The organism is Sporocytophaga sp. (genome assembly GCF_017745095.1).
Classification (GTDB): Bacteria; Bacteroidota; Bacteroidia; order Cytophagales; family Cytophagaceae; genus Sporocytophaga.
The window spans coordinates 286,950-309,103 of sequence record NZ_JAGHZZ010000002.1 but is presented as its reverse complement, the minus strand read 5'-3'; the positions used below and the strand labels follow the sequence as shown (position 1 = coordinate 309,103).

The following is a 22,154-nucleotide window of genomic DNA, read 5'->3' as shown; positions in this document are numbered from 1 at the left end:
TAATTTGTTCTCCCTTAATGAACTTTTCTTAAAATATCTCTGTATGATATTTGACTCAATTTTAAAAGAGAATTTTCAAAATACTTTTTCAGCAGGGTGCTGAGAGTAAAATTTTATTTATAGGCGCGATGAGACAGCTTAAAATTACACAATCTTTAACAAACAGAGACAGTTCTACGGTAGAGAAGTATTTCAATGAAGTTTCTAAAGCAGAACTTCTGACGCCGGATGAAGAAGCAATTCTTGCAAAGAAAGTAAGAGAGGGAGATGAAGCCGCTCTGGAAAGATTGGTAAAAGCAAATCTTCGCTTTGTTATATCAGTGGCGAAACAATATCACTATGGAGATATTCCGCTTAATGATTTGATTAATGAAGGTAATATTGGTCTTATTAAAGCGGCTCAGAAGTTTGATGAGACAAAGGGGTTTAAATTTATCTCTTATGCTGTATGGTGGATCAGGCAATCTATATTAGATGCTTTATCTAAAAACGGACGATTTGTAAGGTTACCATTACATAAGATAATGGAGCGATCTAAAATAAAGCAATTCAGCTCAGAGTTTGAACAAAAATTTGAACGTGAGCCAACACCTGAAGAAGTTGCCGAACACGTGGATTGTAAACCTCAGGAAGTTGTAGACTTAAATCCAATAGGGGATAAGCCAGCATCACTTCAGGCTGAGTTCGATGATGGAGAAGGTTGTATGCTGGATATCCTGAAGCATTCAAATTCAGCTAATCCTGATCAAGATTTAATGTTTGATTCGGTTAGAAAAGATATTGAACGGATTTTAAGAAAACTTTCAGATAGGGAAAGAGAAGTTATTCTTAGATTCTTTGGACTTGGAAGGGAATATAGCGAATCTCTGGAAGACATTGCAGCCTCCATGGGGCTTACCAAGGAGAGAGTGAGACAGTTGAAAGAATGTGCGCTGCGTAAGCTGAGATCAGGGGTAAAACCAGAGCTGCTAACAGCATATTTTTAATAGTATTTCGAGATTTTTCCCTAAGGATTTATCTTTAGTTTATATAATCTGCTTATAGTTATAGAGTTAACAAAATTCATGAATGTGGGTTTTTTAAATAAAGGAAGTAGTCATGAATGAAAAATACAACGTCTGTTCAGAAAAGATTGAATCCATGAAAAAGTGGATAGCAGATTATCTGGAAGACGAAAGTGCTGTAATTCTGATTTCTGAAGGACAGTGTGAAAAGGATAGTAAGGAAACGAATGTGATGATTTTATATCCCAATCAGGAAACTGTAGTAGGGAAGTCTGTAGGTTTTTTCAAGATTAAGAAGCATTTAACAGAAATTGAGCAGGCAGATATTCCTTGCCTGTTTAATGGTAAGCTTTGCAGGGAGATGAAACCTTGGCGATTAACTGTAGACAGCCATGCTGAACATAAGATTGTATTAAAGCAGAGGGTGTAGATTCATATGATACTGAATACTAAAAAAAGATGCTTCTGATGAGTATCTTTTTTTAGTATTTATTAAGAATTTTTTTAATCGTCGGATCGGTCAAAGCCTTTGAGATCTGTGTTTTCAATTTCATTGTCATCGATTGTTCCCTTTGAGCCTTTATGGATTGTCTCAACGTTTCTTCTGATTTCTTCATCTGCAATTCCTGCTCCCAAGGGTAAATGTTCTTCTTCATGATGTTCAAGAGAAGAAGATGGTTCATTGGAAACCTTTTTAGCTTCTTTCTTTTTCATGTGCTTAGGCATTTTTAGGGAATCTCTGTTGCTACCGATTTTTCTTGGACGGATTTTATTTACAACCATATCCTTCTCAAGGGGAGGATTAAAGCTTTCATCTTCCAATCGTACATTTTTATCAACGTTTATCCTGGACGTAATTTCTTCCTGTATGGATTGATTGTCCTTAAGATCTTCTTCATTAAGAGTAACATCCGATAAATCTTCTTCTCCCTCAACTACCGCAGCAAGGTCCAATATCTGATTCATGATATCTGGAAGATCTTCTTGAGCTATTCTCCATAGTGGATGTAAATCAAGCTCTAAGGTTTCGTCAAAGTTTGCATATTGCAATCCTTTTAACATATCCCAATCTATCTCCCCATATTTCTCTCTAAATTCATCACTCAGCATAGCAGAGGCTCCGCCTATCATAACAAGTTGTTCTATTACAGCTTGTCTCTCGTTATCTGAGATGCTAAACTCAGCGAAATCATCTCTTCCGATATAACTTTGTATTTCTCTTATGGAATCGGCCATATCCAGAAGCCTGATTCTATCTTCACTTACCATTGCCATAATCCATTCCTTTTATATCTAACAAGAAAATTCATCCTTTACGTTTCCTAAAACTGATTGCTTTAAGTTTTTTGTTATCATGTGAGTGAGAGTAAATGAATTTAAATCTAAACAGAATGCAGTTATCTTTTGAAGAAGATGCATTGATTTTAATTACCGGGACAGAGCATTTGCCTGAATGGATACAGAAGAATGATGTCACCGGTATAGAAGACCCTAAGCTCTCAGGACGATTAGAAAAGGGATTGTTGACCTTTCTTCACCTGGTAAGACCTGCTTTCGATGAAATCATGAAGTTGGCTAAGATTGCAAAAAGAAACTTTGTGCCTTTTCATGTTTTGGGCAAAGTAGATCGCAATAATCCGGACAAAGTGATTAATTTAAAAATGAGGAAGAAGCTACGGAGGCAAGGGGTAAAGAATGTATATCTTACTGATGATAAAAAGGGGTGGGATAATCTTTCGTACAGTCTTAAAAAGAAGCATACAAGAATGTTAGATGAACACGGTCCTTTAGATTTTATTGGAGATGTTCATGGTTGCTATGATGAGTTGACTGCTCTTCTTAATAAACTAGGTTATCTAGCTTCAGAGACAATAATAAATGGTTCTATCCATAAGAGATATTTCCATCCTCAGAAAAGAAAATTAGTTTTTCTTGGTGATATGGTTGACAGAGGACCTGCGAGCGATAAAGTAATGGAACTTATACTTGAGTTGAATAATCAGAATATGGCTTATGCTGTGCTTGGAAACCATGACGAAAAATTTTTACGCTATCTGAAAGGCAATCCTGTTACCGTTAATAGCGGTTTGGAAGAAACAATAAGCCAAGTTGAGGGAAAATCGGAAGAGTTTAAAAACAATATTATTTGTTTTCTAAAGAGTCTGCCTTCGCATTATGTTTTTGATAATGGAAATGTCGTAGCTGTTCATGCTGGAATCAGAGAAGATATGCAAGGAAAGGATTCAAGGGAAATTAAAGATTATTGTGTTTTTGGCGAGCCGGGGGAAAAGAAAAAGTATGATGGCCTTCCTGAGCGGAGAGATTGGGGCCGCAATTATAGAGGGAAGGCTAAAGTTGTATATGGACATACGCCTGTAAAAGAACCTTTTTGGGTTAATAACTCAATAGATATAGATAGTGGATGTGTTTTCGGAGGAAAGCTTACTGCATTAAGATACCCGGAGAATGAGCTCATATCAGTAAATTCCTTTGATCCATATTATCCCGGAGTTGATTTTGTGGACTTTAGAAAAGAGTGGAATTTGCAGGATTAAATTTTAGTTTGAATTAAAAGAGAAAAGAGAGTTTGGCTGAATCTTATGAAAGATGTATCTCTTGCATTAACTATACTTACAGCTATGATCACACCTGCGGTGTTGATCTTGGCTACAACTTCGCTCATTGTGGCCACGAGCCAGCGTTTGGGAAGGAATATTGATCGAGCTCGAAACTTGTCCGAAAGACTTATCAGAAATTTATTCAGCAAAAAAGCACTTTCGGAAAAAGAACATGTTTATAATCAGTTAAATAAGGTTACAAGAAGAACCAGATTGCTGCAGAGAGCTATGACTATACTCTATGTAGCTCTCAGTGATTTCGTGGCTACCAGTATTTGCATAGGTGTTGTGGAAATACTGAATATCCGCTTTACATGGTTACCTCTGGTTCTTGGAATATTTGGTTCAGGACTTGTATTCTATGCAACATTGTTATTGATCTCAGAATCAGGCATCGCATTGATTGCGGTAAGAGAAGAAATGAACTATGTTTTAGATGTGGGAACTGAAAAATTCAACTCCAGACATGAGGAAGAAGATATCTGAATGTCATTAATGTTTGGTGTTCAGTACTAAGTATATTTTTATTCCATTTACCGGTATTTTTTTGCAGCTCACCGATTTTTAATTTTTATTTTTTTTGGTGCTTTCTATTTTTGAATCATCAAGCAGAAAAGATATGAAAAAAAATAATTATTCAAATATGAAAAACTCATCTATAGATGCTTTTTGGTCAGCATTGTTTTTTATTGGTATCGGAGCAGTTCTGTTATTTAAGAACCTCGAATTATTGATACTGCCTCCTTATGTATATACATGGAAAATGCTATTGATCGCATTTGGTGTGTATAATATTCTTCTTAGAAACTGGATGTTTGGGCTTACTGTGGCAGCAATAGGAACATTCTTTATATTGCCTGAAGCATTGAACATTCCTAAGTTAGAATTTGGTAAAGTATGGCCAGCGATTCTTATACTAATAGGCTTAGGCATTTTCTTTAAAATGATCTTTCCCAAAAAAAAAGTATTAATAGATTTTAAACGAGATTCAACAATAGAAATAACAGAGGAAAATTATATGGAAACAACTGTAATCTTTAGCGGAGCTGAAAAGCAAATTAGCTCATATGATTTTAAAGGTGGAAAAGTTACTGCAATCTTCGGAGGTGCTGAAATAGATCTTACCAATTGCTATCTGTCAAAAGAAAACAACGTTATTAACGTTGAAGTAGTTTGCGGAGGAGTAACACTGGTTGTGCCACATGAATGGAATGTTCGTTCTGAATTGGTGACAATTTTGGCTGGCTTTGAAGATAAAGCAGCTTCTAAAGATAAAAATGCATACATAGATCCAGCCGCTGAGATTGTGCTCAAAGGCACTCTGGTAATGGGAGGAGTAGAAATTAAAAGAGGATAAGATGATTCATCCCTTTACCGGAAAACTTAAGCAGCTTTATTTTTATATCTCTGTATGGGTACTTATTACAGTTGCCCATACAAAGATATTGTTCTTTTTATATGACCAGCCTCTTCCCCCGGCATTATTGGACGCGGTGGTTTTTAATTTTTTATTTTCCTTCACTGGCTTGAGCCTCTGGTATATGGTCAGATATCTTAATTTTGAAAACCAGACTTTTTATTTCATCTGTACGAATTATCTGGGAGCCGCGCTGATATATGTATTATTTTCTGTAGGCTCTGGTTATTTAGTATTGAATGCAGTAAGCGATGGTAATTATGAATATCTAGACTTCCTTGATGCTTCAATACCCTGGAGGTGTATACTGGCTGTCTTTTATTTCCTGGCATTCATATTGACTTATTATCTGATCATGTTTTCCAGGACAATAAAGGAAAAACAATTAAAAGAAGCTGAGCTGAAGTCAGCAATTCAGGAAACAGAGCTGTCTATGCTTAAGTCTCAGCTCAATCCTCATTTTATATTCAATAGTCTCAATTCTATTAATGCCTTGACAATACTGGATCCCAAAGCAGCGGGTGAAATGATTGTTAAACTATCAACCTTTCTTAGAAAGTCCCTGGATCAAGGTAAAACTCCCCTTGTGGATATTGAAGAAGAGCTTGAAACTATAAATTTATACCTTGATATTGAAAAGATACGTTTCAGTGAAAAGTTACAAATAGAATTAAATATTAATGATTCTGTGAATGGTACTTTAATACCTCCTATGTTGCTTCAGCCTTTGGTTGAAAATGCTGTAAAGTATGGTGTATATGAAAGTCTTGAAAATATTAAAATATCAATCAATGCAGAATTAAAAAATGGTGACTTACATATATCAATTGAGAATTCATGTGATCAGGAAATAAAAAAAGAAGGCCGCAAAGGAATAGGATTGAGGAACGTGGCACAAAGACTATATCTCAGCTTTGGTAGATCTGATCTGTTAAAAATTCATAGAGAATATCATACATTCCGTGTAGATGTTCTTATTCCACAAAAGCAAATATGACTAAATATAAAGTAATTATTACGGATGACGAGCCTCTCGCAAGAAGTCTTATCAGATCATATCTGAAAGATGATCCTGACGTGGAAATAATAGCTGAGTGCGGTGACGGTTTTTCAGCATTAAAATCCGTTCAGGAACTGCATCCTGATCTTCTTTTTCTGGATGTACAAATGCCCAAGCTTACAGGCTTTGAAATGCTTGAGCTGATGGAAAATCCTCCTTTGATTATTTTCTCAACTGCATATGACGAATATGCATTGAAAGCTTTTGAAATGAATGCTGCTGACTATCTTCTGAAGCCCTACTCCCGAGAGCGATTTGAACAGGCTGTTAAAAAAGCAAAAGCAAGACTTAAGCATAATGAATCAGTCAATGATCCTTCAGGAATTAACAACAGCCTAAAACAAAGGGAAGGGACGCTAGAAAGGATTGCGGTTAAAACAGGCAATAAAATCAATGTCCTTCAGGTAGAAGATATTTTTTACCTTGAAGCACAGGATGATTACGTTATGATTTATTGTTCTGCTGGAAAATTTTTAAAGCAGCAAAGGATGAAGTATTTCGAAGATGCTCTCGATCCTGAAATGTTCATGAGAGTTCACAGGTCCTACATCGTCAACCTTAATGAAATTACTCAGATTGAACCTTATGAAAAGGATAGTCACCTTATCGTTTTACGCAATGGTGCAAAGATACCTGTAAGCAGAAGCAATTATTCCGAATTGAAAAAGACGCTCAATTTTTAGTCTGTTTTATCAGTCTCTTTTAAACATCAGTAAATACAATGAGTATTCATTGATGTAATTGTGATGCTTATGATGCCAGATGATTTTATTCTTTTGACTAAAATGTTTCTGTTCTGGATTGGCGAATGGTATATAGCATTGGTTGTGTTGATACTAATGTTTGCTGGTTTTGAAGCAGGTTTCAGGATGGGTATTAAAAGTCTTGCAGTGAACGATGAAAAGAGGCGAAATGTGGTTACAAATTTTCAGGTAGGTTTGATAAGCCTCCTTGGACTTATGATTGCATTTACATTTGCTATGGCAGTGGCGAGATTTGATGATGGACGTACTCTTATGGCAGAAGAAACTGATGCATTGGAAACAGCTTATTTCAGATGCGATCTTTTGCCTGATTCCACAAGGATGAAATTGCACAATGTACTCAGAGAATATATTGATATTCGACTTTTGTTTTATCAGCCCAGACTTGATGAATCTAAGGTTTTGAACGTCAACAGGCAGACCAGGAAAATTCAGAATAGATTATGGTCCTATGCACCTGAGATTACAAAGGGGCTTCCTGACTATCTGGCAGCAGGTGTGTTGGAATCTCTGAATCATCTTATCAACGTAAGCAATAAACGGTATATAGCAATGGAAAATCATGTTCCCGAACTGATATTTTTTCTATTGTTTCTCATATCTGTACTAACTAATGTTGCGGTCGGCTATAGTTGCGGAATAGCGGCAGACAGACATATCTTTTTCACCATTATATTTTCCTTTTGTGTGTGTACCATTCTCTTAGTGATAATGGATCTGGACAGGCCGAGGAGAGGGTTGATAAGGGTGAGTCAGGAAAGTCTGATCGAATTAAAAAAGGACGTTGAAAAGAAAAAGGAGTGATTGAAAAAAATCAAGCTTTCATTAGGCTGAAAGCTTGATGTCTTTTTCTGTTATTAGTTCCCATTTTTTCGCGATCAGTGCTTCTTTAGTAATGATAAGGCTGACCGGATTTTCATTCTCTTGCTCGACTGGGTAAGGGCTAAGTCTGAAACTGGTTTTATTTTGATGGTATGAATTAATCCTATATACCCTTCCTTTAGGATTTCTTAATATATCTTCAGGTTTCAGTTCAATTGCTTCGGTAATTAAAATTTTCTCTTCCATTTTAGTAATATCATTTCTGTTAGTCATTATGAAGGTTGAGATGAGTCTCCTGAGCTTAGTCTTCTGTAATTATTCAGATTTAATATTCAGGAAATCAAACCCCTCTCTGGCTTGATTAACCATGTGTGTAAATAACCGGTATGAAATACTTTTTGTTTGGATTATACAAAGATGGTGTTCTTGAAAAAATAAATTTTAGGGGACAAATCTGTATTTAACTCATATTCATGATCTTTTAAAAGCCGTGCTTAGAATAGAATAAAGTTCAGGATGTTTAACCTTAAACTTATCTGGATTTTCAAGGAAGTATTCGCACACAACAGCGAAGAATTCAGCAGAATTAGTAATTCCATAAGGATTGATATCCGAGCGACCCTTTTTAATTTTTTCGATTTCCTTAAACATAAGGTCTGTCCAGGGTCTGACTAGGGAAGGGGGCAAAATGGATTTTGGAATTCCATCAATAGATCCATCTGTCTCATCAATCAGATGTGCGAATTCATGAAAGCCTAGATTGTCTTTGCCATTCATGTATGCGAACCCACGAATGAGAGACTGCATAGACAGAAGCATCACATGTCTGCTTTGAAAGGGTCTAACCTGTCCGAGTAAAGTGCCGCCACGCTCCGGGTCGTTTGCCTGATTGGGGTTGACTTCTTCATTATAAATCAAAATTTCAACCAGGTTGAAATAATCCCATTCATCAAAATAGAAAATAGGAATAATAGCGCTGGAAGCAGCCAGCAGCCTGAGTTCATCAGTTATTTTTACCTCAACCCCTGTAATTCTGATGTCGTTGAGGAATAATTTAACCTTGTTTTCATATCTTACTTTTTGAATTTCGTCAAGGTCACGATAGAATGATATTTCTTTAATCAGGTATTTCTTCCAGCTTTCAGGAAAAGGCGCATTCAGAATTTTCTCCTTTTTCTTTTTCTCACTTTTTATCCAATAAGAAATAAAAAAAACAATCCCCGAAATTGCAAGAACCAGAAAAAGAAAGAGGAACAGATAAAAAGTAGGAACCATTTATTGAGCTGTATAAGGCGAAAATAGTTGTGTTTGGGGGTTTTCATTTGCATTCATGCAAACATCGCAGGAACCGCAATTTTCGGTGTTGTATGTGTCTCCGAAGTATTCCAGAAGGTATTTTCTTCTGCAGGTATTTATCTCACAGAACTCTGCCATTCTACCCAATTTCTTAAACATAAGAGCTGTTTGTTCTGAGTTGTTTTCAACTTCAACATAACGTTTCATTTTTGACACATCTGCGCTGCTGTAAAAAAGTATTGCTTCACTTGGATTACCGTCTCGTCCGGCTCTTCCGGTTTCCTGATAGTACCCTTCAATATTTTTAGGCAAATCCATATGTACCACATATCTGACATCTGATTTGTCTATTCCCATTCCAAAGGCAATGGTAGCAACAATGATTTTTACTTCTCCCTTTATAAATGCATCCTGGTTCTGATCTCTTACCCATTTGTCAAGTCCGGCGTGGTAAGGCCTTGCATTGTATCCCTCAAGGCGAAGTTTAGCAGCAAGTTCTTCCGCTGATTTTCTTGAGAAAACATAAATGATTCCACATTCATTCCTCCTTGGTCTCAGGTAAGAAACGAGCTTGGCATAGCCGTCTTTTTTTGCTCTTACGTGGTATTTAATATTGGGCCGGTTAAATCCGGCCACCAGTATTTCAGGGTCTCTTAGTTGCAGCTGCTGAATGATGTCTTTTCTTGTAAGTTCGTCAGCTGTAGCAGTTAAAGCTATCACAGGCACTCCGGGAAATTTATTACGAAGTTCTCCTAGTTGCAGAAATTCAGGTCTGAAGTCATGTCCCCATTGGGAAATGCAATGCGCTTCATCTACGGCTATAAGGGAAACTTTTACCGACTTCAATAACTCCATCAGTTCGTTTTCTTCGCCAAAGAACCTTTCAGGAGCCAGATATAAAACTTTTAATTGCTGATTTTCGATTTTCTCAAGGGTATCCAATCGTTCACTTACGCCAATCGTGGAATTCAGGCAGGCAGCTTCCACGCCCTTAGCCCTAAGCGTATTTACCTGATCTTTCATAAGAGCAAGTAAGGGAGAAACAACAATTGTTAATCCTTTAAATACTAACGCAGGTACCTGATAACAAAGGGATTTGCCACCACCAGTAGGCATGAGGACAAATGTATCTCTTCCCGACAATATACTCCTGATTGCATTTTCCTGCTCAAATCTGAAACTGGAATACCCAAATACTTCCTGGAGAACCTGCAATGAATCCATCTGTGAAAATCAAAAGAAAATTATAAATGCTAATTTTAAAAATAAGAGTTTTTTTTGTTTGCTAACATAGCTAATTTTGAACAACTTATTAACAATTGTAAGGTGTTTTTTCTATTGATTTGCAGTTGTTTATATTTGCATTAGTTGAAAAGTAAATTGAAATGTATTAATACTTCCAAAGCTTTTCTGTTTAAAACTCCTCTAACGATACGAGAATTCAATGATCCGAAATAACAATGCCTCAGTACAATTGGCTGAAATGCTTGCCAGGCATGAGCAATTAGGATACCTTTTATTGGATTCAGATTTGAGAATCTATAATATAAATTCAGAGGCAGAGGATATTTTCTGTATTGCAAAGCATAACGTATTGGAGTGCTTGATTACAGATCTTTTTCCTTCTCTCAGGGATTCGGAACATTTTATTTGTATCAATGAAGCTTTAAATGGTAATTCTAAAGAATTAACAGAAGCCAATTTAAATCCATTTTCAATTAATTCCCGCAAGGTATTCAGATTCTCTTATCTTCCATTTATGGCTGATAATGATGAGGGAACAGGTGTTCTTATGCTTGTCAAGAATCTGACACAAGCTGAAGAAGCCATTAATCCTGCTGGAAAAAAGTTTGAATTTATGATGGATGAAATAGATATAGGGATTTGGGAGGTGGATATGACGGGGCATACATTATATCTCAATAAAAGTATGTGTGCCATGTTAAATCTTTCGTCTATTGATGATATAAAGGAAAAAACATATTATCAATTCTTTACTCAAAGGAGTATTGAAGCTATGAGGAGCCAACATCAGGCAAGGTTATCTGATGTTGCTTCTGTTTTTGAGGGAGAGCTGATTTCGAAGAATGGCGATATTTTAAATGTGATGATCCACGGTTCACCCATATTTGATAGCTGTGGAAAGGTAAAGGGGTATATTGGAACATTTACGGATATTACTTCCAAAATTAACTATCAAAGAGAGTTAAAAAATTCTGAAGAAAGATTTAGAATGCTTTTTGAAAAATCTCACAGAGCAAATCTGATATCAAAAGACAGGAAGATTACTCTTGTAAATGATGCGTTATTGAAGAAGTTTGGATACGACTCAATCGATGAGCTTAGGGGAAAATCACCGACTGTCCTTCTTTCTCCACAGTCAGTAGAAACGATCAATGAAAGAATCACCAAAATAGATAATCAGGAAGAAGTTGAACCAACGTTTGAATTGATTTTTTCCGATAAGGCTGGTGTAGAATTTCCCGGAGAGGTTGAAATTACATATTTTGAATTGGAGGACGGAAAATCCACACATATCTCAATAAAGGATATCACGGTTCAAAAGTTAGCAGAAGAGGAGATAAAGAATAGTGAGGCCAAGTTTCGCAGCTTATTTAATACACAGATGATTGGAATTGCATTCGCGGATTCACAGCAAAAGATTGTGGAAGTAAATGCAAAGTTCCTGGAAATTATCAAATACACGAAGGAACAGTTTCATGAGAAAGAAATGTATTGGATGGATCTTACTCCAACAGAATACTTGTGGAGAGATGAACTTGCGGTGGAAGAGTTTATGAAAAACGGTTTTATTACTCCTTATGAAAAAGTATATATTCGCAGAGATGGTAGCAAGGTTCCAGTACTTATAGCCTCTGCTAAACTTGAAGGCATCAAGAATCTTGGTGTAGGGTTTGTAATAGATGTTTCGGAGTTAAAGAAAAGTAGAGAAGAGACTAATAAGATTGCGGAGGAGCTTTCAAAGTTTTTGTACATGGCTTCTCATGATCTTAAAGGCCCGCTGGCGTCTGTGATTGGCCTTACCATGGTCGCTAAAGGTGAAGTAACAGATGCAAAAGCTATTGAATATTTTTCACTTATAGAAAAATGTACTAAAAAGCTTGACAGCTCTTTGCTTAACCTGATGAAGATAATAAGGATAAAAGGGAATGTATTTGAGTTTGTAGAAATTGATTTCAACAAGCTGGTGCCGGAGGTGCTGGATACTCTAATTTATCAGCAGGCGTATGATCTTCCTAAATTTGAGCTGAATGTAAATCTTAAAGCTCCTTTTTTTTCTGATGAAGAATTACTGGTATCTATTTTTCAGAACCTATTTGAAAATTCCATAAAATATAAATCTCTGCTGAGGAAGTTACTGATTAAGGTAACAGTGAGAGACACTAATGATGATGGTATTGAGATATTCGTTGAAGATAATGGACGTGGGATTAATTCAAATATTATAAACAGGATTTTCGATATGTTCTATCGTGGAGATTCTGATTCCAAAGGGTCAGGATTAGGGTTATATATTGTTCAGAATGGGATTGAGAAGTTTAACGGAAGTATTTCTGTCCGAAATATTGAATCCGGTGGAGCAGAATTTCATATAATCCTTCCAAGAGATGTAAACAGATCTTAATATCAGAAGGACAATTTTGAGTCGGTGTTATTGAATGATTAATACTAAGCGTTTGGATTACAGTGAGTAAACCGGTTTGAAAGATAATCGTATAATTCAATAATTAATTTATACGATTATGAGAGTTTTTAAACTGTTCGTTTTATTTTGCTTGATAGTTCAATTTGCTGATGCCCAAAGTTTTCAGACTGGAGATGCAAATATAGATGCAGCTTTAAGAGATTTTAATATTCACTCAAAGACTGATTTGAGTTTGTTTAAGAGGAAAATCAGTGTTGACTTTGGTTTGTCTGAAGGACGAATAGATCATTTGCTGATTTCTTATAAAATGGAACCATCCGATTTATTACTAGTTTTAGAGACCTCCCGTCATTGTAGTAAACCTGTTGAAAAAGTAATCGAATGCTATGAGGGAAATAAGGGGCATGGTTGGGGGGAAATAGCTAAAGGCTTAGGCATTAAACCTGGATCACCTGAATTCCATGCCATGAAAAAGAATCTAAAGTATAAATGCAAGGGGAATAAAGATCGTAATGAAGACGGAGATTATCAGGGAAATGGGAGAGGTAAAGGGAATGGCCATGGAAATGGTAAGGGAAAGGGAAGACGGAGATAATGTTATAAAATAAAAGTTATTAAGCTCAATGCTAAAAGGCATTGAGCTTTTTTTATGATATCCGGATTTTCAATGCTTTTGAATTTATAAATCGCATAAGGTCTCATTAACGCAAAGTTAACATTACCAAGTATTGATGGTTTATCTAGTAAGCCACCAATGGAAAAACAATATGTTAAATCAAAATGACCTTGCTTTAATAGAAATTTTAAATGACTGCGGAGCAGTCTGTGAAATGTGTGCAACAGCTTGCCTGAGAGAAGATAGTGTAAAAATGCTGACAAAATGCGTTGAGCTTGACAGAGACTGTGCGGATATATGCAGAACCGCAGCAGCACTTTTAAGAAGAGACTCTACGATTGCACATCAATATCTTTTATTGTGTGAGGAAATCTGCAGAATGTGTGCTGCTGAATGCAGCAAACACTCTTCCATGCGTCATTGCAAAGAATGCGCGGAAGAATGTCTGCGTTGTGCAGAAGCCTGCCATGAGCTGCATGAACCTATTTTGCAAAAGTAAATGTATGAAAGGCTGTTTAATGATTTAAACAGCCTTTATTTATTCATTTATCTTTGAAAGAATCTTGCTTACTACTCCTAGAGTATAATACTTGGCAACATTTTCAATGTATTTGGAGAAATCTATTGGAGCATGGTCATTAGCTGAATCTGAAATGGTTCTTACGACGATATAAGGAATGTTGAATTCATAACAAATTTGTCCTACAGCACCGCCTTCCATTTCAACACATAAAGCATCTGGCAACTCCTTTTGTATCTTGTTCAATTGTTGTGCAGAACCAATGAACTGATCTCCGCAACATATCTGTCCACTATAAACAGCAGGGCTGCTAAGTGAAAATTGATCGATATATTCCCTGTCAATATACTTTTGAAAATCATCCTGAAGGAACTCTTCGCAACAGGAAACAGCAGAGCAGACAAGGGAATCATGGCATGGGAATATTGCCTTATCTAGCAAAGGTGCTTCAAATTGAGGAAACAAAGGGCGTGCATCAAGATCGTGCTGGGTTGCTTCTGTTGCTACTACTATATCTCCGACTTTTAATTTTGTATTAATAGCGCCTGCCACACCTGCAACGATAAGACGATCTATTCCGAAACGCTCAATCATAATTGCAGCAGTTACAGATGAGGCAACTTTACCAATACGAGAAAGTGCTACCACACATTCATGGCCATTAAGTGTTCCTTTATAGAAATTTCTACGGCCCGATTCATACACTGATTCTATATTCATATTGGAAATGATCAGCTCTATTTCCTCAGGCATTGGTACAAGTATTCCCGTTAGCATAGTCAATTATATTTAAATAATTTAAAAATTAATATTTCAATTCAACAAATCCTTTGATGATACTGTCTCCATTGTAGAAAACATAATAATAGGTTCCGGCCTGAAGCTGCTGTCCCTCATCAGTTGTGCCGTTCCAGTTGTTTGCGTAGCTCTTTCTGCTATACCACACCTGGCCAAAACGATCAAATATTTCCAGTTTGTTTTCTTCTTTGTTATTGATTCCACGAATAACGAAAAAATCATTCATTCCATCGTTATTCGGAGTAATTATACTCGGAGCTTCCAAACGATCGTGGCTGGTTAGGTGTACCAAGTAGTCTTCTGTTTCTCCTGTTTCACCTTGTGAGATACAACCCTGTGAAGAAGTGAATGCACCGGTGGTACGCATACGCACTCTGAGCCTTCTTGCTCCTGCAAAATCTGCATTGCTGGAGATAGAAAGATTCTGAAGTGTAATCACTGAATCTTTACCGAAAGATGAAGTAAGAAATTCTCCTGCATCATCAAACTCACCATTGTTGTTATAATCAATCCAGATGGCAGTGTAGTAAGTAGGTGAGGATAGTTTATAACTTGATGAATGTATCTCTGCACTATAAATATCTCCGAGGAAGATTTTTGTACTTATCTCTGACTGGGTATAATCTGAATATCCGGTGGGATTGCATCCTGAATCTTTGTTGCCTATGGATGCCAGGCTGAAATAGTCAATCTGCCCTCCGGCACAAGGCTCAAATGCTGTAGAAGTAGGGCAAGAGGTTCCGGGAAGAATTACTGTTGATCCTCTGTTTATTCTCAATGCATATTTCACTGTATCATAAGGAATGCCCTCCTGATCATAAATATAGCAACTTAGTGTGCCGTCAACAGATGATTTGTTAAAGCCGATAACCACGCTCGGTCCCGTGGAATCTGTGAATATTACGTTTTTATCAGAATAACTCCATTTGTATGTATGTCCGCTTAAAAGAGGACCAACAGAGTATACTTGTAATGTGTTTTCAGCTACAGTTTCTCTTCCGTAAATTGATAGTACAGGACCTTTAATTGTTAGGGTTTGTCTGACAGAAACAGCTTCCTGATAGTTCCCATTCCCTTGTTGAGATGCAATAATCTCAACAGTGCCTACTCCAACTAATGTAATTACAGAACCCTCAATGGTAGCGATAGTATTATTTGAACTTTTGAAGACAACAGGAAGGCCTGATGTAGCTTTGGCAACAAGGTTAAAAGGCGGTTCGCCATAAGTACGCTCTGCCAGTGGCTCAAAGGTTATTATTTGATTAGCTTTGTTTACATTTAAGATTTTATAAACAACATTTGATGGAAAATAATTCTTGTCTCCGTCGCACCAAGCGCTGATTGTAACAAAACCTGCTCCGGTAATTGTAATAACACTTCCAGAGGTAGTAGCTATACTTTGAATTTCGCTGTAAAGGGTAATAGGAAGACCAGCACTCGACTTGAAATCAGGTACAAATGGAGCATCACCATATGTTTTTGTGGGAATATCTTGGAAGGTTAATTCTTGTTGTGCCTTGTTAACTGTAAAATCTCTGGGTGATGATGAACCAGGAAAATAATTTTCATCGCCTCCTGCATTTGCTGTTAACATAGTGAAGCCTGCTCCTGTAATATTTGCTGTTGCTCCTGAAAATTTCACAACAGAAGTATCAGAGCTTGTAAAAGTTATAGGCAAACCTGAATTAACTGAAGCTTCCAGTGTAAAAGGCTTATCCCCATATGTCATTTGTAAAAGTTGATTGAAAGTAAACACAGGTTCAATTCTGCTATCGTACTTTGCAATAAATAGGTCACCATTGTTTCCAGAGAAAAAAGCCTGTTTTTGCTGATCAGGATCGAAGTTCCCGCTGCCATTGACAGCTCCACCGATAAATATTTTTCCTTTGCCGTTAACAGCAATAGCAGATACAGTATCATTGAGATTACCTCCAATATTTTCAGCCCAGATAAATTTGCCTTCCTGAGAATATTTAGCCATTACTATATCTGTTGCTAAACCATCTAATGTACTTGAATTTGAATTGACCGGATCCGGATCTAATCTGTTTTGAAAAACTCCGGCAAGGTAAATGGTACCTGATGATGAAGCAGTCACATTTAATCCACGAGTCACTGCACCACTTCCAATGACAAGTGACCACCTATAAGTTCCAAGTGCGTCAAACTGAGCAAGGAGGATATTACAGGAAGATTTTGGACTGATGTTATTAGTAACAAATGATGGATCTATGTCTGTCTGTGTTTCCAATGATCCTGTAATGGTAATGTAACCAGAATTATCAATACAAAGATCATGGATCATGTTGGTCTTGTCGGAAAAATTATTCTGGAAAGTGTTGATCCATTCTAAAGTTCCTGTCTGGGAAAACTTTGCCAGAAAGACAGAACCATAGTTGCTTTTTTGATCATTCACAGTTTCATTAATATCAAAATCTACTGATTGTGAAAAGTATCCTGTAGTATAGATATTTCCCTTAGAATCTGAAGTGTGAGCTGTAATTTCACATTCTGCATTAAAACCGGTGATTACTCCGCCCCATTTAATTTCTCCCGTGGTTCCGCTGTACATTGAAATGAAAGAAGAAGTTTGTCCTCTACTTTGTTTATAATAACCTTTGCTGTTAAGGTCTAAATCAATCTGGTTTAACTGATTTTTAGATATCCAATTTCCGGTTAAAGTAATGTTGCCGGACTCCTCGTATGATATACCAATTCCCATATTATCTGAAGAGGATTTTACCACGCCAGACCAGATTAATGAACCATCGGTTCCTTTATATTTAGCGACAAAAGTTTGTTTGATATTAAATTCACCAAAGAGGCTATGGATGCCTTCTCCAGGATCGACGTCTATATTACTTCCCTGGAAATAACCGGTGACGTAAATATTTCCTTCTTTATCAATGCAAATACTTTTACCTTCATCATCTTGGGAAGACCCGATTCCAAAGGCCCAGATTAATTTTCCATCCTGATTATATTTGGCAACAAAGATATCTTTCTCACCACGTCCTACTAAAAATTTATTGGTGTTATCCGGATCAAAATCAAGTCCGGAACCTGTATAATAGCCTGTTGCTATAATACTTCCATCTGTATCAAGTACAAAGTCATTTGTTTGCTGAAGTAAGCCCTGACCTTCATAAATGGAGAATCCCCAGTCAAACTTGCTATGTTGAGCTTTTAATCCTGTAATGGTAAGCAGTAATAGGATGATTAAGAAAAATCTACTTTTCATTTGTAAAGGCAATGTCATTAGAAAAATCTACTATTTTTATATATTCAAAAATACGATTTTTAGACCGCTTGACAATGAGATTTATAAAGAGTCTTCAAAGATTGATTTTGGAAAGATTAGAGGGTTTTGTTGTTGATTTGTAGTGTTTTATGTTTTGTGAGGGACAGACTTCAAGAGTTTTTTGAATTAAAGTAAATGGAAGCAGTTATATTTTGTGGTATTCAGGCTTCTGGAAAATCCACTTTTTTCAAGGAAAAGTTTTTTAAAACGCATGTCCGCATTTCAATGGATTTGCTCAGAACAAGAAACAGAGAAAGGCTTTTTCTGGAGGTCTGTTTGAAAACGCAACAGCCTTTTGTGGTTGAAAATACTAATCCTACAAGGTTAGAAAGAGAGAAGTATATATCAATGTCAAAAGAAAGAAACTATAAGGTCATAGGTTATTATTTCAAAACAAACTTGAAAGATGCTCTGGAAAGGAACAATTGCAGAGATGGGAAGGAGTGTGTGCCTGAGGTAGGTATAAAAGCCACTTTGAAAAAGTTTGAACTACCTTTACTTGATGAAGGCTTTGATGAGTTGTATTGTGTTGAGATTATTAATGGTGAATTTATAATAAAAGATTGGTCAGATGAAGTTTGATGAATTGGATAGTAAGATGAGAGTTTATGAAACTACTCATGATGTTTGCGTATTGCCTGGCATCTACATGGTTGCCAGAATTGACGGAAGAGGTTTTACCAAACTTACCAAAGAAGTACATCAATTTGAAGCTCCTTTTGATGTGAGGTTTAGAGATTATATGATTGAAACGGTGAAGCACCTTATGAACTGTGGCTTTAAGGTTGTTTACGGATATACCGAAAGTGATGAAATATCGCTGCTGTTTGATTTAAACGAATCTTTGTTTTCACGTAAACACAGAAAGTATAATTCAATTCTTGCAGGTGAAGCAAGTGCTAAATTTTCTCTGCTTCTTGGTGATCTTGCAGCGTTCGATTGTAGGATCTGCGAGTTACCAAATGAACAACTGGTGATAGATTATTTCAGATGGAGAAATGAAGATGCTTATAGAAACTCTTTGAATGCCCACTGTTACTGGAGGCTGAGAAAAGATAATTTTTCTAAGAGCGTAGCTACTAAAAGGATAGAAGGTATAAGTGTTGCCGAAAAGAATGAATTATTATTTTCTTATAATATAAATTTCAATGATTTGCCAGTATGGCAGAAGAGGGGGATTGGGTTTTATTGGGAAATAATCAATAAAGAAGGCTTTAATCCCAAGACAAATGAGCAGGTGATTTCCCCAAGACGACAGTTAAAGGTAGATATGGACCTTCCAATGAAAGATGAATATTCAAATTTCATTTCGGATATTATTGAACTAAATTAAGTAGGTTAAAATGATTAAGCCCTGTTTATTATCAGGGCTTTGTCATTTTAGTATTACCAGCTTCCTCCAGCACCGCCACCTCCAGATGATCCACCTCCGAAACCACCTCCGGAGCCACCTCCGCTGCCACCACTGGAAAACCCGAAAAACGTTCCTCGCTTTCTAATTGGTTTAGTATATTCTTCTTCATAGGCGTCGTTACAGTTTTTACATACGACTGTTTCTATACCCCATGCCAATCCGTATTTCGGAGACTTAGCTGTGATAATGTCATTCTTCGTATATAAAGTATGATAGTTACAGGATCTACAAATAGTGTATTTACTGGATGGATTAGTATATGACTTAATAATATGTTGAGACTTATCTTCTGTGATCCAAACATCGTAATCAACAGATCCAAACTTTTCCTCAAGTCTTTGCCCTTCATCAAGATAGGCATTATCGGCTTTTTCCCTTAATCTTTTCATGACCATTCCTGTTGCACTCAATACCGGGGAAAGTCTAAGAGCTCTTCGATGAAACAGATACCAGATGTAATAAGGAATAAATGCAAAAGGAAAAAGGAGTATGTGACGCGAGATTGAAGAGTGATCTTCTCTAAGTGCATTGTACTCCCTGCAAGGATCAGATTTCTTTAAACGAATATTCCTGTTTATTCTTGAGGCCAATGCCAGGAGAAGCGACTGCAGATATAAGATTAAAATAAACTTCAGAGGATTTTGACTTTTAAAAAGAAAGTCAGAAAACGAATAGTTTATTATTAACAATGCCGGAACTGAAAGTAACAGAAAATAGTAAAGTATACTATTCATCGGTATATCCACTTTATTACCTTCTTTTTTAAATTTCTTTTTCGAACGGTATCTGGCCAAAAAAGAGCGAATTGTGATAATAAATGATATTATTCCAAAAAAAGTATAAAAAAAATTTGATAGGTCAGTAGCTGCATCATTCTTTAAATCATTTTGTTTTGCCTCTGGTTTTAAAAGAATTTCGCTTACTTTGGTAAGGCCTGCAAGGATGCCACCGCCAAAATCTCCTTCTTTAAAATGAGGAACCATTTCCTGTTGTCCGACTCTGAAAAGTATTACATCCGGAAGTGTTCCTTCCAGTCCGTATCCTGTTTCAAACTCCCATCTTTTGGGGTCCATTACTATCAAAAGCAGAAGACCATTATTCTTATCTTTTTGTCCGATTCCCCAATAGTTAAACAGTCTGTTCGCAAATTCCTTAGGTACCTGATCGCCGATGGATTGCACCACAACTACTGCAATCTGGGCGGTAGTTTTATTTTCTATATCTGTAATCAATTGGTTAATGGAATTAACATCGTCAGAGCTAAGAAGTCCATCGGGATTGCTCACCCAGCCTCCGTCTATGTCCTTAGGGTTGGGGACAGTTTCAATGGTGTATTAAGCTTTAAGTTGAAAAGATTGTAAAGCAAGCAATAATAGAAAAATGTATTTGGTCATGATTGAATATTGTATCTCTAAATTAGAGAAATTTTAGAGATATAATAAATTCAGAAAAAAATGTAAAATCTCTGCAGGATAGGATTTATAATGATGGTTGTTGTTTTAAAAATCAACCATCACGAGAAAAGAGCTGGAAAATAATTTCGAAACTTATTGTATTGCTAATGATTCCATAAGGTCGCCAGGTGTATTATAATTTTTTACATAGCTCTTCTGACTTTCGTCGAGATTGAGATAAAATCCTCTTCCAAATGACATTATATATTTCAGGCTGTTTTTGAGTAGTAGTTTCTTTTCGGCCATGAACATAATTCTTTTCAAAAAGTCTGATTTATAAATACCTATGAGTGGTTCTTCCTGTGTATCGTTTTTAAGAATGTAGTAATCATAGTCCTCCGCAAAGTTGGAAATATGAGCATTATAAATTTTGCTCAATAAGTCTGTGCTGATATCCCTAACATCGCAGGCAAGCAGAAAAAGATCTTTTGATGGTATATGGGAATGCACTGTGAGAATACCGTTTAGCGGGCCTTCTACAATGTTCTTATCTACGATCAATAACTCTGGATGAAATAAGGCAGAGTAAGGAAGCTTTTGTTTTTCATTAATAGAAACAATAACTTCCATAGGTAGTTGGTTTAATTTTGCAAAGGCGTTTTCAACCCATGTGTGACAGGTATCCTTTAATAAACCTTTGTCTTGTCCCATTCTGCTGCTAAGGCCTCCGGCCATTACAACTCCAAGTACATTTTCTTCCATAGCTTATTTCAATTATTGAATGTGTTGATGATCAAAACAACTGCAATTATGTCCCCATTCATGGGTGCCATCAGAGAAAAACTCCTGTTTCCAGATGGGAGCTTCGTGTTTTACTCTATCTATAATATACCTGTTCGCAGCATAGGCCTCTTCTCTGTGAGATGAAGCTGTAATAACGACGACAGCACTTTCACTGATACCAACTTTACCAATTCTATGGCAACACAGGGCTTTGTGCAGTTTAAATTTGGTGTAACTGGTTTCAATAATTTCTTTAATTATCTTCTCTGCCATCGGAACATAACACTCGTAAAAAAGATAATCTACATCTCTTTTATGGCTGTGATTTCTGACTTCTCCGCTGAACAGTACAACTGCACCAGCTTTGGGGTCATGTGCTTCAGAAAACATCTTTATCAAATCTATCGGATCTTCAGTAATTAAATTCATATCAGCCTCCGCTTGATGGTGGAATAATTAATAAATGTTCATTGTCCTTCAGGGTATAAGTTCCTTCAACAAAACAATCGTTTACTGCCAGCTTTGATTTGCGGAGAATATTTTCTGCCATCGGATACTCTGTTAATAATTGGGAACGTACTTCGTTTGCCGTAGTGCCATCTTGCAACTCAAGATAGAACTGGGGATCAAGATAGTCCTTCAAGGCAGCAAATACTTGTATTTTAATTTTCATTTTCATT

23 protein-coding genes are annotated in these 22,154 nt (G+C 36.5%); 13 read left to right on the top strand and 10 right to left on the bottom strand.

Annotation, left to right across the window (positions count from 1 at the left end; all coding sequences use genetic code 11):
* Positions 1 to 128 precede the first annotated feature (128 nt).
* Complete coding sequence (locus J7604_RS04090) at positions 129 to 986, top strand: RNA polymerase sigma factor RpoD/SigA (RefSeq protein ID WP_293891457.1); 858 nt, start codon at positions 129 to 131, stop codon at positions 984 to 986.
* A gap of 112 nt (positions 987 to 1,098) precedes the next feature.
* Positions 1,099 to 1,434, top strand: a complete 336-nt coding sequence (locus J7604_RS04085; RefSeq protein ID WP_293891454.1) for a hypothetical protein — start codon at positions 1,099 to 1,101, stop codon at positions 1,432 to 1,434.
* Positions 1,435 to 1,508: 74 nt separating this feature from the next.
* On the opposite strand, the gene J7604_RS04080 is transcribed toward J7604_RS04085, so the two are convergent.
* Positions 1,509 to 2,279 (bottom strand): HepT-like ribonuclease domain-containing protein, encoded by a 771-nt coding sequence (locus J7604_RS04080; RefSeq protein ID WP_293891451.1) that lies wholly within the window; start codon positions 2,277 to 2,279, stop codon positions 1,509 to 1,511.
* A 116-nt stretch (positions 2,280 to 2,395) separates the two neighbouring features.
* Between J7604_RS04080 and J7604_RS04075 the strand changes: the two genes are divergently transcribed.
* The 6 genes from J7604_RS04075 (at position 2,396) to J7604_RS04050 (ending at position 7,667) form a co-directional block, all read left to right on the top strand.
* A complete protein-coding gene (locus tag J7604_RS04075) occupies positions 2,396 to 3,559 on the top strand; it encodes a metallophosphoesterase (protein WP_293891448.1) in 1,164 nt (387 codons plus the stop codon).
* Positions 3,560 to 3,604: 45 nt separating this feature from the next.
* On the top strand, positions 3,605 to 4,108 hold the full coding sequence (locus J7604_RS04070) for a DUF2721 domain-containing protein (protein ID WP_293891445.1): 504 nt from the start codon (positions 3,605 to 3,607) through the stop codon (positions 4,106 to 4,108).
* A gap of 133 nt (positions 4,109 to 4,241) precedes the next feature.
* Positions 4,242 to 4,979: a LiaF domain-containing protein gene (locus J7604_RS04065; protein WP_293891442.1), complete on the top strand. Its 738-nt coding sequence runs from the start codon at positions 4,242 to 4,244 to the stop codon at positions 4,977 to 4,979.
* A gap of 1 nt (position 4,980) precedes the next feature.
* Entirely contained in the window at positions 4,981 to 6,036 is a 1,056-nt protein-coding gene (locus J7604_RS04060) for a sensor histidine kinase (RefSeq protein ID WP_293891439.1), read from the top strand.
* Positions 6,033 to 6,782, top strand: coding sequence for a LytTR family transcriptional regulator DNA-binding domain-containing protein (locus J7604_RS04055; RefSeq protein WP_293891436.1), 750 nt, complete (start codon positions 6,033 to 6,035; stop codon positions 6,780 to 6,782). The genes J7604_RS04060 and J7604_RS04055 overlap by 4 nt, the downstream gene beginning before the upstream one ends.
* Positions 6,783 to 6,851: 69 nt before the next feature.
* Positions 6,852 to 7,667 carry a hypothetical protein gene (locus tag J7604_RS04050; RefSeq protein ID WP_293891434.1) on the top strand — a complete coding sequence of 272 codons (816 nt, stop codon included), beginning with the start codon at positions 6,852 to 6,854 and terminating at the stop codon, positions 7,665 to 7,667.
* 21 nt (positions 7,668 to 7,688) lie between these two features.
* Here the strand turns inward: J7604_RS04050 and J7604_RS04045 are convergent, their stop codons facing one another.
* From J7604_RS04045 to J7604_RS04035, 3 genes are all read right to left on the bottom strand, one after another.
* Positions 7,689 to 7,931 (bottom strand): hypothetical protein, encoded by a 243-nt coding sequence (locus J7604_RS04045; RefSeq protein WP_293891432.1) that lies wholly within the window; start codon positions 7,929 to 7,931, stop codon positions 7,689 to 7,691.
* 225 nt (positions 7,932 to 8,156) lie between these two features.
* Complete coding sequence (locus J7604_RS04040) at positions 8,157 to 8,960, bottom strand: M90 family metallopeptidase (protein WP_293891429.1); 804 nt, start codon at positions 8,958 to 8,960, stop codon at positions 8,157 to 8,159.
* Positions 8,961 to 10,205 (bottom strand): ATP-dependent DNA helicase RecQ, encoded by a 1,245-nt coding sequence (locus J7604_RS04035; protein WP_293891426.1) that lies wholly within the window; start codon positions 10,203 to 10,205, stop codon positions 8,961 to 8,963.
* Between the two features lie 220 nt (positions 10,206 to 10,425).
* Here J7604_RS04035 and J7604_RS04030 point away from each other — a divergent pair, with 220 nt between their 5' ends.
* The 3 genes from J7604_RS04030 (at position 10,426) to J7604_RS04020 (ending at position 13,763) form a co-directional block, all read left to right on the top strand.
* Positions 10,426 to 12,627, top strand: coding sequence for a PAS domain S-box protein (locus J7604_RS04030; RefSeq protein WP_293891422.1), 2,202 nt, complete (start codon positions 10,426 to 10,428; stop codon positions 12,625 to 12,627).
* A 118-nt stretch (positions 12,628 to 12,745) separates the two neighbouring features.
* Positions 12,746 to 13,243: a hypothetical protein gene (locus J7604_RS04025; protein ID WP_293891419.1), complete on the top strand. Its 498-nt coding sequence runs from the start codon at positions 12,746 to 12,748 to the stop codon at positions 13,241 to 13,243.
* A gap of 172 nt (positions 13,244 to 13,415) precedes the next feature.
* Positions 13,416 to 13,763, top strand: coding sequence for a four-helix bundle copper-binding protein (locus J7604_RS04020; protein ID WP_293891416.1), 348 nt, complete (start codon positions 13,416 to 13,418; stop codon positions 13,761 to 13,763).
* 39 nt (positions 13,764 to 13,802) lie between these two features.
* Here the strand turns inward: J7604_RS04020 and J7604_RS04015 are convergent, their stop codons facing one another.
* Together J7604_RS04015 and J7604_RS04010 are read right to left on the bottom strand one after the other, a co-directional pair.
* Entirely contained in the window at positions 13,803 to 14,561 is a 759-nt protein-coding gene (locus J7604_RS04015; RefSeq protein ID WP_293891413.1) for a 5'-methylthioadenosine/adenosylhomocysteine nucleosidase, read from the bottom strand.
* Positions 14,562 to 14,589: 28 nt separating this feature from the next.
* On the bottom strand, positions 14,590 to 17,823 hold the full coding sequence (locus J7604_RS04010; protein ID WP_293891410.1) for a gliding motility-associated C-terminal domain-containing protein: 3,234 nt from the start codon (positions 17,821 to 17,823) through the stop codon (positions 14,590 to 14,592).
* A gap of 195 nt (positions 17,824 to 18,018) precedes the next feature.
* On the opposite strand from J7604_RS04010, the gene J7604_RS04005 reads away from it, so the two are divergent.
* The gene (locus J7604_RS04005) at positions 18,019 to 18,465 is read left to right on the top strand and encodes an ATP-binding protein (protein WP_293891407.1); all 447 of its coding nucleotides are present in this window, start codon (positions 18,019 to 18,021) and stop codon (positions 18,463 to 18,465) included.
* The gene (locus tag J7604_RS04000; protein WP_293891404.1) at positions 18,455 to 19,216 is read left to right on the top strand and encodes a tRNA(His) guanylyltransferase Thg1 family protein; all 762 of its coding nucleotides are present in this window, start codon (positions 18,455 to 18,457) and stop codon (positions 19,214 to 19,216) included. Before J7604_RS04005 ends, J7604_RS04000 begins: the two co-directional genes overlap by 11 nt.
* A 53-nt stretch (positions 19,217 to 19,269) precedes the next feature.
* On the opposite strand, the gene J7604_RS03995 is transcribed toward J7604_RS04000, so the two are convergent.
* The 4 genes from J7604_RS03995 to J7604_RS03980 all read right to left on the bottom strand — a co-directional run bounded on the left by J7604_RS03995 (position 19,270) and on the right by J7604_RS03980 (position 22,153).
* A complete protein-coding gene (locus J7604_RS03995; RefSeq protein ID WP_293891401.1) occupies positions 19,270 to 20,583 on the bottom strand; it encodes a YgcG family protein in 1,314 nt (437 codons plus the stop codon).
* Positions 20,584 to 20,844: 261 nt separating this feature from the next.
* The gene (locus J7604_RS03990; RefSeq protein WP_293891398.1) at positions 20,845 to 21,453 is read right to left on the bottom strand and encodes a molybdenum cofactor guanylyltransferase; all 609 of its coding nucleotides are present in this window, start codon (positions 21,451 to 21,453) and stop codon (positions 20,845 to 20,847) included.
* A gap of 12 nt (positions 21,454 to 21,465) precedes the next feature.
* Positions 21,466 to 21,903, bottom strand: coding sequence for a molybdenum cofactor biosynthesis protein MoaE (locus J7604_RS03985; protein ID WP_293891395.1), 438 nt, complete (start codon positions 21,901 to 21,903; stop codon positions 21,466 to 21,468).
* A 1-nt stretch (position 21,904) separates the two neighbouring features.
* A complete protein-coding gene (locus J7604_RS03980) occupies positions 21,905 to 22,153 on the bottom strand; it encodes a MoaD/ThiS family protein (RefSeq protein ID WP_293891392.1) in 249 nt (82 codons plus the stop codon).
* Position 22,154 lies beyond the last annotated feature (1 nt).

Coding starts and splice junctions, on each gene's coding strand:
- J7604_RS04090 (WP_293891457.1), top strand. CDS start 129: ATGAGACAGCTTAAAATTACACAATCTTTAACAAACAGAGACAGTTCT.
- J7604_RS04085 (WP_293891454.1), top strand. CDS start 1,099: ATGAATGAAAAATACAACGTCTGTTCAGAAAAGATTGAATCCATGAAA.
- J7604_RS04080 (WP_293891451.1), bottom strand. CDS start 2,279: ATGGCAATGGTAAGTGAAGATAGAATCAGGCTTCTGGATATGGCCGAT.
- J7604_RS04075 (WP_293891448.1), top strand. CDS start 2,396: ATGCAGTTATCTTTTGAAGAAGATGCATTGATTTTAATTACCGGGACA.
- J7604_RS04070 (WP_293891445.1), top strand. CDS start 3,605: ATGAAAGATGTATCTCTTGCATTAACTATACTTACAGCTATGATCACA.
- J7604_RS04065 (WP_293891442.1), top strand. CDS start 4,242: ATGAAAAAAAATAATTATTCAAATATGAAAAACTCATCTATAGATGCT.
- J7604_RS04060 (WP_293891439.1), top strand. CDS start 4,981: ATGATTCATCCCTTTACCGGAAAACTTAAGCAGCTTTATTTTTATATC.
- J7604_RS04055 (WP_293891436.1), top strand. CDS start 6,033: ATGACTAAATATAAAGTAATTATTACGGATGACGAGCCTCTCGCAAGA.
- J7604_RS04050 (WP_293891434.1), top strand. CDS start 6,852: ATGATGCCAGATGATTTTATTCTTTTGACTAAAATGTTTCTGTTCTGG.
- J7604_RS04045 (WP_293891432.1), bottom strand. CDS start 7,931: ATGGAAGAGAAAATTTTAATTACCGAAGCAATTGAACTGAAACCTGAA.
- J7604_RS04040 (WP_293891429.1), bottom strand. CDS start 8,960: ATGGTTCCTACTTTTTATCTGTTCCTCTTTCTTTTTCTGGTTCTTGCA.
- J7604_RS04035 (WP_293891426.1), bottom strand. CDS start 10,205: ATGGATTCATTGCAGGTTCTCCAGGAAGTATTTGGGTATTCCAGTTTC.
- J7604_RS04030 (WP_293891422.1), top strand. CDS start 10,426: ATGATCCGAAATAACAATGCCTCAGTACAATTGGCTGAAATGCTTGCC.
- J7604_RS04025 (WP_293891419.1), top strand. CDS start 12,746: ATGAGAGTTTTTAAACTGTTCGTTTTATTTTGCTTGATAGTTCAATTT.
- J7604_RS04020 (WP_293891416.1), top strand. CDS start 13,416: ATGTTAAATCAAAATGACCTTGCTTTAATAGAAATTTTAAATGACTGC.
- J7604_RS04015 (WP_293891413.1), bottom strand. CDS start 14,561: ATGCTAACGGGAATACTTGTACCAATGCCTGAGGAAATAGAGCTGATC.
- J7604_RS04010 (WP_293891410.1), bottom strand. CDS start 17,823: ATGAAAAGTAGATTTTTCTTAATCATCCTATTACTGCTTACCATTACA.
- J7604_RS04005 (WP_293891407.1), top strand. CDS start 18,019: ATGGAAGCAGTTATATTTTGTGGTATTCAGGCTTCTGGAAAATCCACT.
- J7604_RS04000 (WP_293891404.1), top strand. CDS start 18,455: ATGAAGTTTGATGAATTGGATAGTAAGATGAGAGTTTATGAAACTACT.
- J7604_RS03990 (WP_293891398.1), bottom strand. CDS start 21,453: ATGGAAGAAAATGTACTTGGAGTTGTAATGGCCGGAGGCCTTAGCAGC.
- J7604_RS03985 (WP_293891395.1), bottom strand. CDS start 21,903: ATGAATTTAATTACTGAAGATCCGATAGATTTGATAAAGATGTTTTCT.
- J7604_RS03980 (WP_293891392.1), bottom strand. CDS start 22,153: ATGAAAATGAAAATTAAAATACAAGTATTTGCTGCCTTGAAGGACTAT.